The 13491-nt window shown below is 70.7% G+C and carries 13 protein-coding genes; 10 read left to right on the top strand and 3 right to left on the bottom strand.

The annotated features are described in order from the left end of the window. Positions 1-128: 128 nt before the first annotated feature. The gene (locus ACYVD1_RS06830) at positions 129-281 is read right to left on the bottom strand and encodes a hypothetical protein (RefSeq protein ID WP_460769228.1); all 153 of its coding nucleotides are present in this window, start codon (positions 279-281) and stop codon (positions 129-131) included. 270 nt (positions 282-551) lie between these two features. Here ACYVD1_RS06830 and ACYVD1_RS06825 point away from each other — a divergent pair, with 270 nt between their 5' ends. From ACYVD1_RS06825 to ACYVD1_RS06810, 4 genes are all read left to right on the top strand, one after another. Then, the gene (locus tag ACYVD1_RS06825; RefSeq protein ID WP_460769225.1) at positions 552-1025 is read left to right on the top strand and encodes a GbsR/MarR family transcriptional regulator; all 474 of its coding nucleotides are present in this window, start codon (positions 552-554) and stop codon (positions 1023-1025) included. Further along, the gene (locus ACYVD1_RS06820; protein ID WP_460769223.1) at positions 1022-1891 is read left to right on the top strand and encodes an alpha/beta fold hydrolase; all 870 of its coding nucleotides are present in this window, start codon (positions 1022-1024) and stop codon (positions 1889-1891) included. Before ACYVD1_RS06825 ends, ACYVD1_RS06820 begins: the two co-directional genes overlap by 4 nt. 201 nt (positions 1892-2092) lie before the next feature. Beyond that, positions 2093-3838, top strand: coding sequence for a serine/threonine-protein kinase (locus ACYVD1_RS06815; protein WP_460769221.1), 1746 nt, complete (start codon positions 2093-2095; stop codon positions 3836-3838). 127 nt (positions 3839-3965) lie between these two features. Beyond that, complete coding sequence (locus tag ACYVD1_RS06810) at positions 3966-4931, top strand: exonuclease domain-containing protein (protein ID WP_460769429.1); 966 nt, start codon at positions 3966-3968, stop codon at positions 4929-4931. 46 nt (positions 4932-4977) lie between these two features. Here ACYVD1_RS06810 and ACYVD1_RS06805 read toward each other — a convergent pair whose 3' ends face one another. Together ACYVD1_RS06805 and ACYVD1_RS06800 are read right to left on the bottom strand one after the other, a co-directional pair. Beyond that, positions 4978-5835 (bottom strand): phosphotransferase, encoded by an 858-nt coding sequence (locus ACYVD1_RS06805; protein WP_460769219.1) that lies wholly within the window; start codon positions 5833-5835, stop codon positions 4978-4980. A 4-nt stretch (positions 5836-5839) separates the two neighbouring features. After that, the gene (locus ACYVD1_RS06800; protein ID WP_460769217.1) at positions 5840-6445 is read right to left on the bottom strand and encodes a hypothetical protein; all 606 of its coding nucleotides are present in this window, start codon (positions 6443-6445) and stop codon (positions 5840-5842) included. A 269-nt stretch (positions 6446-6714) separates the two neighbouring features. Between ACYVD1_RS06800 and tnpB the strand changes: the two genes are divergently transcribed. The 6 genes from tnpB to ACYVD1_RS06770 all read left to right on the top strand — a co-directional run bounded on the left by tnpB (position 6715) and on the right by ACYVD1_RS06770 (position 13395). Then, complete coding sequence (gene tnpB, locus ACYVD1_RS06795) at positions 6715-8079, top strand: IS607 family element RNA-guided endonuclease TnpB (RefSeq protein WP_460769215.1); 1365 nt, start codon at positions 6715-6717, stop codon at positions 8077-8079. Positions 8080-8412: 333 nt separating this feature from the next. Further along, positions 8413-8913: a hypothetical protein gene (locus ACYVD1_RS06790; RefSeq protein WP_460769213.1), complete on the top strand. Its 501-nt coding sequence runs from the start codon at positions 8413-8415 to the stop codon at positions 8911-8913. A 180-nt stretch (positions 8914-9093) separates the two neighbouring features. After that, a complete protein-coding gene (locus ACYVD1_RS06785; protein ID WP_460769211.1) occupies positions 9094-10248 on the top strand; it encodes a Gfo/Idh/MocA family protein in 1155 nt (384 codons plus the stop codon). Then, a complete protein-coding gene (locus ACYVD1_RS06780) occupies positions 10245-11405 on the top strand; it encodes a dihydrodipicolinate synthase family protein (RefSeq protein WP_460769209.1) in 1161 nt (386 codons plus the stop codon). The genes ACYVD1_RS06785 and ACYVD1_RS06780 overlap by 4 nt, the downstream gene beginning before the upstream one ends. Then, positions 11402-12322, top strand: coding sequence for a sugar phosphate isomerase/epimerase family protein (locus tag ACYVD1_RS06775; protein ID WP_460769207.1), 921 nt, complete (start codon positions 11402-11404; stop codon positions 12320-12322). Before ACYVD1_RS06780 ends, ACYVD1_RS06775 begins: the two co-directional genes overlap by 4 nt. Further along, the gene (locus ACYVD1_RS06770) at positions 12319-13395 is read left to right on the top strand and encodes a mandelate racemase/muconate lactonizing enzyme family protein (protein WP_460769205.1); all 1077 of its coding nucleotides are present in this window, start codon (positions 12319-12321) and stop codon (positions 13393-13395) included. The genes ACYVD1_RS06775 and ACYVD1_RS06770 overlap by 4 nt, the downstream gene beginning before the upstream one ends. Positions 13396-13491: the final 96 nt, after the last annotated feature.

Below are 13491 nucleotides of genomic sequence, written 5' to 3'. Positions count from 1 at the left end.
CCTGACCTGAATAGCTCACGGTTCTCACATGCGAGGCCACCAAATACGGGCGGAGTTCTCTCGTGTAGTGGTGACCGCTTCACGCATACTTCCCCGCCACACAGGACCGTGCCCCGGCCAGGGCTCGTTCAAGTTCCCGGGAGGTCGGGTTCGTAGCCGATCCCGAAGAACGGCAGAGTGTGTTCGGGCAGGTCCCGGATCGCGCGGGTCGTCTTGGCAATATCGTCCGCCCCGAGGGTCTTGAGGACGCCGATGGCCAGGTTTCGGAAGGTGGCCGTCACCGAGTACCGGGCGGCGGTACTTCGAACACCACACGAGGTGGAGTCCGAGGTCGTTCACGCCACCGGAGAACCGGCGAACCTTTGTTGAAGAACCTGCCAACTTGATTGAGCAGTACGCCACCCCACGTCAGGGCTCCGATCTGTCAGTTAGCAGGTCAGAGCCCTTCGTCGCTGACGACTTCGATGAGCGCCGACACGGACGACGAATTCCGGGTCTTGCAGCAGTTACAGGTGTTGCAGTCATGGCTGCAACAACTGTAATATGACCTCATGAGTGAACCGACCGAAGCTGAACTGGCCTTCGTGGACGAGGTCGCGGTGTTCTTCGAGCGCGAGGGACTCCCCCTGATCTCCGGACGGGTCATCGGCTGGCTGCTGATCAGCGACCCGCCCGAGCAGAGCGCCGCCCGCCTGGCCGAGGTGCTCCAGGTCAGCCGGAGTTCCATCAGCACCGCCACCCGCATGCTCACCCCCAGCGGCCTGGTCGAAGGGGTGCGTAAACGCGGCGAACGACAGGAGTACTTCCGCATCGCCGCCGACGGCTGGAGCCGCATGCTGGAGCGCCGCTACTCCCTGGCCACCAGCTTCCGCCAGGTCACCGAGCGCGGTCTCAAGGTCATGGAGGACGCCTCCCCTGAACGCCGCGAGCGACTGGCCAACGTCCACGAGCTCTACGGGTTCCTGGAGACCGAACTGCCCGCCATGCTCCAGCGCTGGCGGGACCAACGAGAGGACGACCGTTGACCACCGACACCGGATTCAACCGCGAACACGTCCCGATGCCCGAGGGCCGGCTCAGCGTCATCGTCGAGGGCCCCGCACAGGCCCCGCCGGTGCTGTTGCTCAGCGGAGCCGGGGTGGACAGCGCCACCCTGAGCTGGCGCCACCTCATCCCCGACCTGGCCAAGGACCACCGGGTCGTCGCCCTGGACTGGCCCAAGCAAGGCAGGAGCACCCCGTGGGAGGGCGTGGCCGACCACCCGGTCCTCCAACGCTGTGTGATCGGGGCCCTGGACCACTACGGCATCGAACGGGCCGCCGTCGTGGGCCTGTCCCAGGGCGGGGCCCTGACCCTGGCCACCGCCATCGACCACCCCGACCGGGTGGAGCGGATCGTGCCCATAGCCCCTGCGGGCACTCTGACCTTCCCGCCCGTGGCCCACCAGTTCCTGTGGCTCAGCGCCAAGAGCCGCCTGCTCAACACCACACTGCCCGAGATGATGTTCAGCAGTCGGCGCCGGGTGGAGGCCTTCCTCTCCAGGGGGCTCTTCCCCACCCCCGCACCCGATCAGGAACAGGTCATCGACGAGCTCATGGTGGAGGTGGAGGCCAACGGCGCCAGCTCCTCGGACTGGCAGAACAACTCGATCGGCTTCTGGCGCATGAACGTGGACCTGCGTCCGCGTCTGGGCCAGATCAGCTGCCCCGCACTGTTCATCCAGGGCGACAAGGACGTCGGTGTGCGACCCATGAACACCGTTAGAGCTGCCAAGGCGGTCCCCGGGGCCCGGATCGAGCTGCTCGCCGGACACGGTCACTGGCCCAACCGCCAGTCCCCCGAAAAGGTCAACCGCCTGGTGCGCGACTTCCTCACCGAACCCAGCTCCTGACGCCGCGGCCCCGGTCCGCGGCCACCCCCAACAGAGCGCAACAATCCCGTTCCGGGCAGGACAAACACCTACCCGGTGCGCACCAAGAGCTCTAGAATCGCCACACAGTTCACTCCGAGTGGGGGCGGGACCCGCGACCCGCCGCGCACACCGAAGTTGACGTTCGCGGGCCGTCACGGCCCTCATCGCCCAGGGGGTCCTATGGAGGCTGAGACACACCGGATGCTGGGCGACCGCTACCAGCTGCTGACGGAGATCGGCCGGGGCGGCATGGGCCGGGTGTGGCGGGCCCACGACATCCAACTCAACCGGACGGTAGCGATCAAGGAGATCCTGCTGAGTCCGGGACTGGACGACGACGAGCGCGCCCGCACCGCCGACCGCGCCAGGCGAGAGGCACAGGCCACCGCCATGGGCCAGCACCCCAACATCGTCACCGTCCACGACATCGTCGAGGACGACGGGCGCCCGTGGATCGTCATGGAGCTGCTCAGCGGCACCTCGCTGCACGCCCTCGTGGCGGACCAGGGGCCACGCCGCCCCGACCAGGCCGCCTCCCTGGGCCTGGACCTGATCAGCGCGCTGGAGACCGCGCATGCGCAGGGGATCACCCACCGCGACGTCAAACCCGAGAACGTCATGGTCACCGAGACCGGCAGGGTGGTACTCACCGATTTCGGCATCGCCACCATCGCCGACAACACCGGGGTCACCCAGACGGCGGGTGTGGTGGGCTCGCCCGCCTACCTGGCCCCCGAACGGCTGGCCATGAGCCCGGCCACCCCCGCAAGCGACCTCTGGTCCCTGGGCGCGACCCTTTACCACACCGCCACCGGCACCTCCCCGTTCCACCGACCCGGCATCCCCGCGACCCTGCACGCCATCACCACCGCCGAACCGGAACAGACACTGCCCGGCCCTCTGGGAGAGGCGATTCAGGGGCTGCTGGCCAAGAACCCGGACCAACGCACCAGCGCCGAGCACTGCCGGGAACTGCTCACCGCAGCCGCCTCCGGCGCCGCGGCGACACCGTCCGCGCCCACCGCCCACCTGCCCGGCGGGGTCCCCATCCCGGGGCCGACCTCCACCACCGAGAACGTCGCCGAGGCGCCCACCACCGCCTACACCCTGGCTCAGACCGGCAGGGCAACGCCCCATCCCGCCACGGCCCCGAACCCGCCGTTCCCGCCGGAGGCGACCCCGTACCCACCGGCGGGAGCCGCGCAGGCGGCCGAGCGCACCGGCGGGCTGTCCTGGCCCCTGGTGGTGCTGACCCTGGGGCTGGCCTCGATCCTCGTGGTGGCGGGCCTCCTCGTGTACTCCCCCTGGGACAGCGGTCCCGACACGGCCCTGATCGGAAGCGAGGACCCCGGGGCGGGCGCCGCGGAAGAACAAGACCCCGCGGAGGAAACAGAGGAACAGGACACGGCTCCTGGGGAGGCCGAAGGGGAACCGGCAGACGGCGAGGCCGCCGACTCCGAACCGGCCGAGGAAGACACCGACCCCTCCGAGCCGGGCATGACCTGGACCCGGGACGCCGAGGGGTTCGCGGTCCTGGTACCCGAGGGCTGGACCCGCAGGGCCGAGGGCAGCGGGGTCTTCTACGACGCCCCCGACGGCACGAGCTACCTGCAGATCGACCTGGCCGCCCACCCCACGGACGACGAGTACGAGCACGTACAGGGCCAGCACGAGGGCGCCCCCTCCCGGATGGGCGGCTACGACCTGGTCCGCATCGACGACGTCACCGGCCAGACCGGCTTCCACTCCGCCGCCGACTGGGAGTTCACGTGGGTCCAAGACGGAACCGACCGCCACGTGCTGGCCCGCAACATCACCGTCGCACCGGGGGCGCACTACACGGTCGCCTGGGCCACCGACGCTACTGACTGGGCCGACCAGGGCGCTTGGCGCACGGCCGCCCTGGAGTCCTTCGACCCCGCCTGAACCCGGATCCGATCGGCCAGGTCCCGGCTGCAACGAGAGCAGCACCACGAACCAGCCGTTCCGGCCTCGCGGGCCCCCGAGCCCGGGTAACCTCGACCCGACCCCAACGGCAGCAGGAGGATACGTGGTGGCCCACGCCTGGACCGCGATCGACTTCGAGACCGCCAACCAGGACCGCGGCAGCGCCTGCGCGGTCGGACTGGTACGCGTGGTCGACGGCGAGGTCGTGGACCGGTACACCACCCTGATCCGTCCCCCCGAGCCGGTCGCCTACTTCTCCCGGCACAACACCGCCGTGCACGGCATCACCGCCGCCGACGTCGCCGACGCCCCCGGTTGGGAGTCCGTGCGACCCCGCATCCTGGAGTTCGCCGACGGGGGCGCCCTGGTCGCCCACAACGCCGCCTTCGACATGGGCGTGCTCCGCCAGGCCTGCGGCCACACCGGGCTGGACCTGCCCGCCCTGGACTACGCCTGCACCCTGGCGCTGTCCCGCCGGACCTGGGACCTGCCCGACCACCGCCTGCCCACGGTGTGCGCGCACATCGGCCACCAGGTCACCCACCACCACCGGGCCGACGCCGACGCCGAAGCCGCCGCGCGCATCATGATCGCCGCCATGGACCGCTACGGCACCAGCTCACTGCCCGAACTCTCCCGCGCCTCGCGTATGCGCCTGGGCCGCCTGGAAGCGGTCGCGGCCCGCCTGGTTGCGACCGCGCCGACCACCGCGCCCACCGCGTCGCCCATGGAGGACCGCTACGGCCGCTGGCAGCGCGTCGCCCAGACGCCCCTGCCCGCACCCTCCCCCGACGCCGATCCCGCCGGTCCGCTCTACGGCCGCACGGTGTGCGTTTCGGGTGACCCGCAGGCGATGGACAAACCCGAGATGTGGAAGCGCGTCGCCGAGGCCGGCGGCACCCCCGCCAAGAACGTCACCAAGAAGACCGACGTCCTGGTCGTGTGCGGTAGCGACCACGGCGGCAAGACCTCCAAACACCGCCAGGCCGAGGCCTACATGGCCAAGGGCCAGCGCATCGACATCATCACCGAGGCCGAACTCATGGCCCGCCTGGGTATGGCATCGGCCTGACGCCCGTGACTGGTCCTCCGAGGCCCCACGCTCCTTACCAACAGCCCTACCGGTGGGGCTCGTCGGCGAGGGCTTCGGCGAGCATCCGATGCCCCTGCTGCTCGAACCGGTCGTCGCCGGCGTGATAGGCCCAGATCGCGGTACCGATCGCCTCGCGGATCCGGTTGCGCTGCCAAGCCGCCTGTTCCCGCGGATCTGCTCCGTAGCCTTCGAAGAAGGCGGCTTCGAGCGAGGCGTCGGAACGGAACTGCTGCGCGGACAGCCGGGCCAGATCGGTCAACGCCGGGCGGAGGTCGGCACGGCCGAAGTCGATCACGCTGACCGTTTCCTCGTGGATGAGCCAGTTGCGGGGCTGCCAGTCACCATGGGTGGGCACCAACCTGCTCGGCGGGGTCGGCCACGACTCCACCATGCAACGGAGCCGCGAGACCAGGTCGGGGGCTATCCGGTGTGGCCGGTCCAGCCACCGCAGCGCCTTCTCCTGCTCCCGCGCCTCGAATTCGCGGTCGTCGACACTCTCCTGCTCGTGCAGCCTGGCGAGCAGTTCGCCAGCCTGCCGATAGGTGTGTGGTTCGCGCTCATGGTCGGTTCCCTCGACCAGCCTGCCGGGCAGGTACCGGGTCACGAGGAGCTGTGCGTCACCATCGGCCTTCACGAGCTCGGGAGCGCGACCGATCGAGGTCCAGGGCCGCAGCCACCTGTGGTGGGCGCGAATCTCCCGGGCGAGGTGGCGGTCGTTCTCGTCACCGGCTTTGACGATGAAGCGCTCTGCCTCGCGGCGCAGCTCGAGCACCGTCGTGCCGACGAGTCCCCAGCTGTGGTCGACGACCACCTCGGCAGCGGGCAGCCATGCACGGACGAGCTGCTGCTGGCGGAGGGAGAGCCCGTCGAACCGATCCTTCACGGATTCAGATTAAGCCATGCTCGCCCACCGCCATCGTCACCCCGTGGTCCTCGATCAGCGGCGGGGCGAGCGCGCCAAGGAGTGCAGCCACCCCGGCCAACCCCAGCGCCAGCGCCGCGACAGCGGTCCGAAACCGTCGCTCGGTCCTGGGCTTGCGGACCGACCACCATGCGGCCAGAGCACACGCCACGGCCCCGGCCAGGGACATCACCGCCCACCGCAGCACCCAGTACTGCCACACGCCCTGTTCGATCGGCCCGTAACCGCCGGTGTCGCCCATACTGGCGATCAACTGCAGCGCCAGCCCCACCAAAGCCAGGACCGCGAGTCCGGCGACCGCCCGGTGCCGCGGCACCCCGCCCCAGCGGAGCAGGGGCAGGGTCGCGGCCCACACCAGGCCCAGGAAAACCATCGAGAACGGCCACATCCACGGCACGAGCAGGGTGAGGGTGAGCAGGCTCCACCCGCTCTCGGCCGGGTTCAGCGCGGGCAACCACATCAGCGAAGGCACGGCTGCGCCCACTGCCGCCGCGGTGACGGTTGCCCGGCACAGCGGGGGCCGGTCGGTCGCTTGGCCGGAGGAGGGCGAGGGGGGCGTTGAGAGTTGCATTGCCTCGATTGAACCCCATCCCCGACCGCTCGGCGCCCCCGCGCGCTGATCCGGGCGTGCGAGCTGTTCGGGGTTCCCTCAGCCACCCTCCACCCCGGTCAACACACAGCACTACGGCCGCAGGCCGCCGTTGAAGAGCCAGGCACTCAGGTCGGTTCGCCCTAGAGAAATAATCAGGGGAGTTCGCCGATTCCCCCCACACCGGCCCACCTGTTTCGCTAACGTCTTTCTCGAACGTGTGAACGAGACACCGGGAGGGGGTGGGACCCGTGGCCGAGACCGCCCCACACCAGGACGAACAACAAGCAGAAGGCAAGAACAAGCCCAAGACGCGGGGGTTTCAGCCCCGCCCCGGGCACGTGGTTCAGGCCTTCACCTTCGCTCTGGACCCGGGGGCCGAGGCCGAGCAGCGGTTGCGCTCGCACTGCGGAGGGGCCCGGACGGCCTTCAACTGGGCCCGCGACCACGTCCTGGCCACCTGGGACCAACGTAAGGCCGAGGCCTCCTACGGGGTTGCTGAGTCCGAGCGCACCCCGTGGCGGTCCTGGTCGCTGCCCAGCCTGCGGCGGGCCTTCAACGCCGCAAAGAGGCAGGATCCCCGGTCCGCCTCCTGGTGGGCCGACAACTCCAAGGAGGCCTACAACACCGGCCTAGCAGGCGCCGCGGCCGGCTTCGACGGCTATGCCGCCTCCAAGCGGGGCGATCGCAAGGGTCCGAGGGTGGGGGTACCGCGGCCCAAGTCCAAGCACCGGGCGCCGCTCTCCTGCCGCTTCACCACCGGCACCATCCGGTGCGAAGACACCCGGCGCCACGTCAGGCTGCCGGTGGTGGGGCGGGTGCGCACCCATGAGTCCACCCGCAAACTCCACCGCCGCCTGGCCAACGGCACCGCGCGTATCCTCTCGGCCACGGTCTCGCACCGGCGGGGGCGGTGGCAGGTGGCCTTCCAGGTCGAGATCGAGCGCGCCCCCACCACTCCGGCCCGCCTGGAGGGGGTGGCCGGGGTGGACCTGGGGGTCAAGTCCCTGGCGGTGGTCGCCGACAACGACGGGCGGGTGTGGCAGGTGGCCAACCCCCGCCACCTGGAGGGGGCACTGACCGACCTGCGCCGGGCCTCGCGGAGGGTGTCGCGGCGCCAGGGCCCGGACCGGCGCACCGGGCGCCCTCCCTCGAAGCGGTGGGTCAAGGCCAACCGGGCCCGCAACAGGGTGCACCACCGGGTGGCGAATGTGCGCACTGATGCGCTGCACCACCTGACCACCAGTGTGGCGCGCGAGTACGGCACTCTGGTGGTGGAGGATCTGAACGTGGCCGGGATGGTGAAGAACCGGCGTCTGGCCCGGCGTATCGCTGATGCGGGGTTCGGGCAGATCCGCCGCCAACTGGACTACAAAACCACCTGGAATGGCGGCCGCTTGGTGGTGGCCGACCGGTGGTTCGCCAGTAGTAAGACCTGCTCGGGGTGCGGGGCGACGAAAGCCAAGTTGGCGGTGCACGTGCGGGTGTTCGACTGCGATGAGTGTCCCCTGGTGTTGGACCGGGATGTGAACGCAGCGCGCAACCTCGCCGCCTTGGCGGCGCAGGTGGGCAGTACCGGTACCGGAGTGGCCGGAGACCGGGGGCGAGGGCTCTGAAGGCCCGTGGAGCCGACCGTAGGACCCGCACTACCCGCACCCGCCGCGGGGCGGGTGCGGGGCGGGCCGGTGGCGCAAGACCGCGAAGGCGGAAGGAATCGGGACACCGTCGTCAGGACACCCAACCCAGGTTGTGGTGACACCGTCACGGACCTTTCGTACAGAAACGCACGGAATGCTGATGTTTGCCTAAGACATCAGCAACGGTTCGGTGAGAGCCCGCCCCTGACCGGCGAGGTCTCGCTCGAGACGCTGACCGACGCCGTCGCGGAGTTCATCGGCGAGCAGGGCCTTGAAGGCGTCGCCACGGCCGGACACTCGATGGGTGCACGGATGGTGCTCGAGCTGGCCCGTCGCGGGGTCGGCGGCGATACCGTCGCCCTGGGGCCCGGCGGCTTCTGGAACGACCGCGAGCGCGCCGCCTTCGGTGCCACCCTGCGGCCGTCGATCGCTCTGGTCCGAGCGCTGCGCGGGGCGCTGCCGACCCTGGTGGGCAACCCCGTGAGCAGGACGGCGCTGCTGGCCCAGCTGTCGGCTCGGCCCTGGGACCTGTCACCGGAGACAGTGTCGCCCGACCTGCGCGGCCTGGCGGATGCTCCGTCGACCACGGCGGCCCTGGACGCGTTGACCCGGGGCCCCGATCAACGGGGAGCTGCTCGGGGCACCGTTCCCGGGCGGGTCACGTTGGGGTGGGGCGCCAGGACTTGGTCACCGTGCCCAAGCAGGCTGTTCGCGCACGGGGCCGGTTCCCGGACGCGCACCTGCACTGGTTCCGGCGGTGCGGCCACTACCCGCAGTGGGACCGGCCGGAGGCGACGGTCAGCCTCGTGCTAAGCGGCACGGACTGAGGCCGTTTCCCATGAGGGCCCAGCTGGGCGGAGGCCCCGGCCTCCGACCTGTGAGGGAACGGAGGGTTCGGGCTTCTCTCTGACCTGGGTCTCGACACCTCTGGCGGGAGGAGGTAGCTTTGCCGTAGTCTGGAAAGCGCTTTCACGAGAAAGGTGGACTCGATCCATGAGAGATCACGTGCTGGGCGTCGCCATGAACGGCGTCACCGGCCGCATGGGGTACAGACAGCATCTGACCAGGTCAGTGCTGGCGATTCGGGATGCTGGAGGGGTCGAACTCCCCGACGGTTCCCGGGTCGTACCCGAACCGGTTCTGGTGGGCCGTTCGGAGCACAAACTGCGCGCCATCGCAGAGCAGCACGGCATCGAGCGCTGGACCACCGACCTGGACTCGGTGCTGTCCGATGACGATGTCCCCCTCTACTTCGACGCCCAGATCACGCACGCCAGGGAGGCCGCCGTCCGGTCGGCGATCGCCGCCGGCAAGCACATCTACGTCGAAAAACCCACCGCCGGCACACTGGACGCCGCCCTTGAGCTGGCCAAGCTCGCCGAGCGGGCCGGCGTGCGCAACGGCGTGGTCCAGGACAAGCTCTTCCTTCCGGGCCTGATCAAACTCCACCGCCTCCTGGACAGCGGCTTCTTCGGAAAAGTTCTTTCCATCCGCGGCGAGTTCGGTTACTGGGTCTTCGAGGGCGACTGGCAGCCCGCCCAACGGCCCAGCTGGAACTACCGGGCCGAGGACGGGGGCGGGATCGTGCTGGACATGTTCCCCCACTGGCACTACGTCCTCGAGCACCTCTTCGGCCCGGTGCGCACGGTCACCGCACGCACCGCCACCCACATCCCCCGGCGCTGGGACGAGCACGACGAGCCCTACGACGCCACCGCCGATGACGCCGCCTACGGCATCTTCGACGTCGGCGACGGGATCATCGCCCAGATCAACTCCTCCTGGAGCGTGCGGGTCAACCGTGACGAGCTGGTCGAGTTCCAGGTGGACGGCACCCACGGCAGTGCTGTGGCCGGGCTCCGCGACTGCCATGTCCAGCACCGCAGCGCGACCCCCAAGGCGAGCTGGGACCCCGACGCCGTCGACCCCGTGCGCCACCGCCAGGGCTGGACCGCCGTCCCCGACAACGGCGACTTCCCCAACGGCTTCCGCGCCCAGTGGGAGGAGTACCTGCGCCACGTCGTCCTGGGCACCCCCTTCCACCACGATCTGCTCTCCGGAGCGCGGGGCATCCAGATGGCTGAAGCCGGCCTGCACTCCGCGCGCACCGGCCGTACCGTCGAACTCGGTGAGGTCTCCACGTCGTGAACACCCTGAACCTGCCCTCCGGTGAGGGCACCACCGTCCCCTTCACCCTCAGCGGGGCGGCGGCCGACATCGCGCCGCGGCCCCCGGCCAAGTGTCGGACCGCCTACGCGGCCGCCCACGTGGTCGCCGATCCCCAGCGCCCCAACGCGCCCGGTGCCCCCGCACAACTGGACTGGGAGGCGACCCTGGCCTTCCGCCACCACCTGTGGGACCAAGGACTGGGCGTGGCCGAAGCGATGGACACCGCGCAGCGCGGCATGGGCTTGGACTGGGCCGCCACCGCCGAGCTGATCCGCCGCACCGGGGCTGAGGCCCGCAGCCGCGGGGCCCTCCTCGCCTGCGGGGTCAACACCGACCAACTCGGGTCTTCGCAGGCCGATTTGGAAAGCGTTATCACCGCCTATCACGAACAGCTGGAGGTGGTCCAGGAGTCCGGAGCCACCGCCATCATGATGGCCTCACGCGCCCTGGCCGCGGCCGCGGAGGGCCCCAAGGACTACACCCGCGTCTACTCCGCGGTCCTGGAGCGCGCCGAGCGCCCGGTCATCCTGCACTGGCTGGGCACGGCCTTCGACCCGGCGCTCGCCGGGTACTGGGGCTACGACACCCCCGGGGAGGCAGTGGAGCCGGTCGCCGAGCTCATCGCCGCGCACGCCGACCGTGTCGACGGCATCAAGGTCTCCCTGCTCGACACCGAACTGGAGATCCGCCTGCGGCGCCTGCTCCCGGACGGGGTCCGCCTCTACACCGGGGACGACTTCCACTACCCGGAGCTCGTCCTGGGCGACGACCGCGGCTACTCGGACGCACTCCTCGGGGTCTTCGCCGCCATCGCCCCGGCCGCCGCCCGGGCCCTGGCGGCCCTGGACCAGCAGGACACCGACGGCTACCTCGCCCAGATGGAGCCCACCGTGCCCTTGGCACGCCACCTGTTCTCCGTGCCCACCTACTACTACAAGACCGGTATCGCCTTCCTGGCCTGGCTGAACGGCCACCAGCAAGGCTTCCACATGGTGGGCGGACTGCACAGCGCCCGCGACCTACCGCACCTGGCGCACACCCTGCGCCTGGCCGACGCGGCCGGGGTGCTGTCCGACCCCGACCTGGCGGCCGACCGCATGCGGTCCCTACTGCGCGTCTCGGGGGTGCCCCAGTGAGCACAGCCGAATCCCGTACCCGCGCGGGCACGGTCCCCGCACCGGTGGACGTGCCCTCCAACCGGAGAGCGCGGATCGACACCCCGGCGCCCGGTGACCCCCGTTTGGCTCGCCTGTCGCTCAACCAGGCCACCGTGAAGCGGTGGACCCTCACCCAGGCCGTGGACGGGTGCCTGCGCGCTGGGATACCCGCCGTGGGCCTGTGGCGCGAACACGTCCACGAGGCCGGTCTGGAACACTCCGCGCGCCTGGTCCGCCAGGCGGGACTACGAGTGTCCTCCTACTGCCGAGGCGGGTTCCTGTCCGACCCGGCCCGGACCGACGCCCTGGACGACAACCGGCGCGCCATCGACGAGGCCGCCGAACTGGGCGCCCCGGTACTGGTCATGGTCGTGGGCGGGCTGCCCGAGGGAGACCGGGACCTGAACGGCGCCCGGGGGCGGGTCCAGGAGGGAATCGCCGCCCTGGCCCCCTACGCGGCCGAGCGCGGTGTACAGCTCGGCCTCGAACCCCTGCACCCGCTCTTCTGCGCTGACCGCGCGGTGCTGTCCACCCTCGGACAGGCGCTGGACATGGCCGAGCCCTTCGCCGCGGAGACCGTGGGCGTGGTCGTGGACACCTATCACGTCTGGTGGGACCCGGCGGTGTACGAGCAGATCGCCCGTGCCGGGGCGGCGGGCCGTATCGCCTCCTTCCAGGTCTGTGACTGGATCACCCCGCTGCCCGCTGAGGCCCTGCTGGGCCGGGGCATGGTCGGTGACGGCCACATCGACGTGCGTTCGCTGCACCGGGTGGCCCTGGCCGCCGGTTACGGGGGCGACGTGGAGTGGGAGGTCTTCAACGAGGACGTGTGGTCGGCCGACGGTGACGAGGTCGTCGCCACGATGGCCCGCCGCCACGCGGAGTACGTCCTGTGAGGGTGACCGGCGTGCGGGCTCGGGCCCACCGGCTGCCCCTGCACAGGGCCTGGGACGGCGGGGTCGACCGCAACGACATCGTCGTGGTCCGGGTGAGCACCGATGAAGGAACGGTCGGCACGGGCTTCTCCTGGACCCCCCTGATCGGGGCGCGGGCGGTCGAGGCGTTGGTCAACGACGACCTGGCCCCGGCGCTGGTGGGTCGCGAGGCCCACCCCGGCCTGTGGGACGAGGCGCTTTGGCACCTGCGCGAGGCGGGCACGACCGGGCTGACCCGGATGGCCCTGGCCGGGGTCGACATCGCCCTGTGGGACCTGCAGGCGCGCTCGCTGGGTGTGTCCTTGGTCGGGCTGCTGGGCCGGCGGCGGGAACGGGTCGCCACCTACGGCAGCGGTGTGAACCTGGACTACGCGCTCCCGGACCTGCTGGAGCAGGTCCGGGGGTGGGTGGAGCAGGGTCACCGCGCCGTGAAGATCAAGGTGGGCTCGGACGCGGCCGACCGCGACGTGGAACGGGTGGGTGCGGTGCGCGACCTCCTGGGCACCGAGCGGCTGCTGATGATCGACGCCAACCAGCGGTGGGACGTGCCGCGCGCTGCCCGGGCGCTGGCACAGCTGGCGCCCTTCGATGCGCACTTCGTGGAGGAGCCTTTGCCCGCCTCGGACCTGGCCGCCCATGTGCGCCTGCGCGGCCGTACGGAAGTGCCGTTCGCGCTGGGTGAGAACCTGCGCTCGGTGGCGGAGTTCGAACGGTTCGTGGACGAGGGCGTGTGCGACGTGGCCCAGCCGAACGTCGTGCGGGTCGGGGGCATCACCCCGTTCCTGCGGATTGCCGAGGCGGTGGCCGGGCGCGGGGTGCCCGTGGCGCCCCACTTGCTGCCGGAGCTGTCCGGTCAGCTGGCCCTGTGCCTGCCCGAGGTCGCCATGGTCGAGGACATCGACCACGCCTCCTTCGCCGCTCTGGGTGCTTTGGCCGCGCCCAGCGGGGTGGAATTGGCGGGCGGCCACCTGTCCGCCGATACCGGACCCGGCCACGGGTTGGTGTTCGCGGACACGCTCGCCCCGCTCCCCTAGCACGCGTTGGCGGGCGAGAGGTGGCGTCGGTTGCGTGAGGAACTGCCGCCACCGTGCGGCCGGACACGGTGTCCGGCCGCACCGCGTGGGGGCACG

Source organism: Nocardiopsis nanhaiensis, from assembly GCF_054778635.1.
The sequence above is the reverse complement of the archived record's forward strand: the minus strand, read 5'-3'. Positions and strand labels throughout refer to the sequence as shown.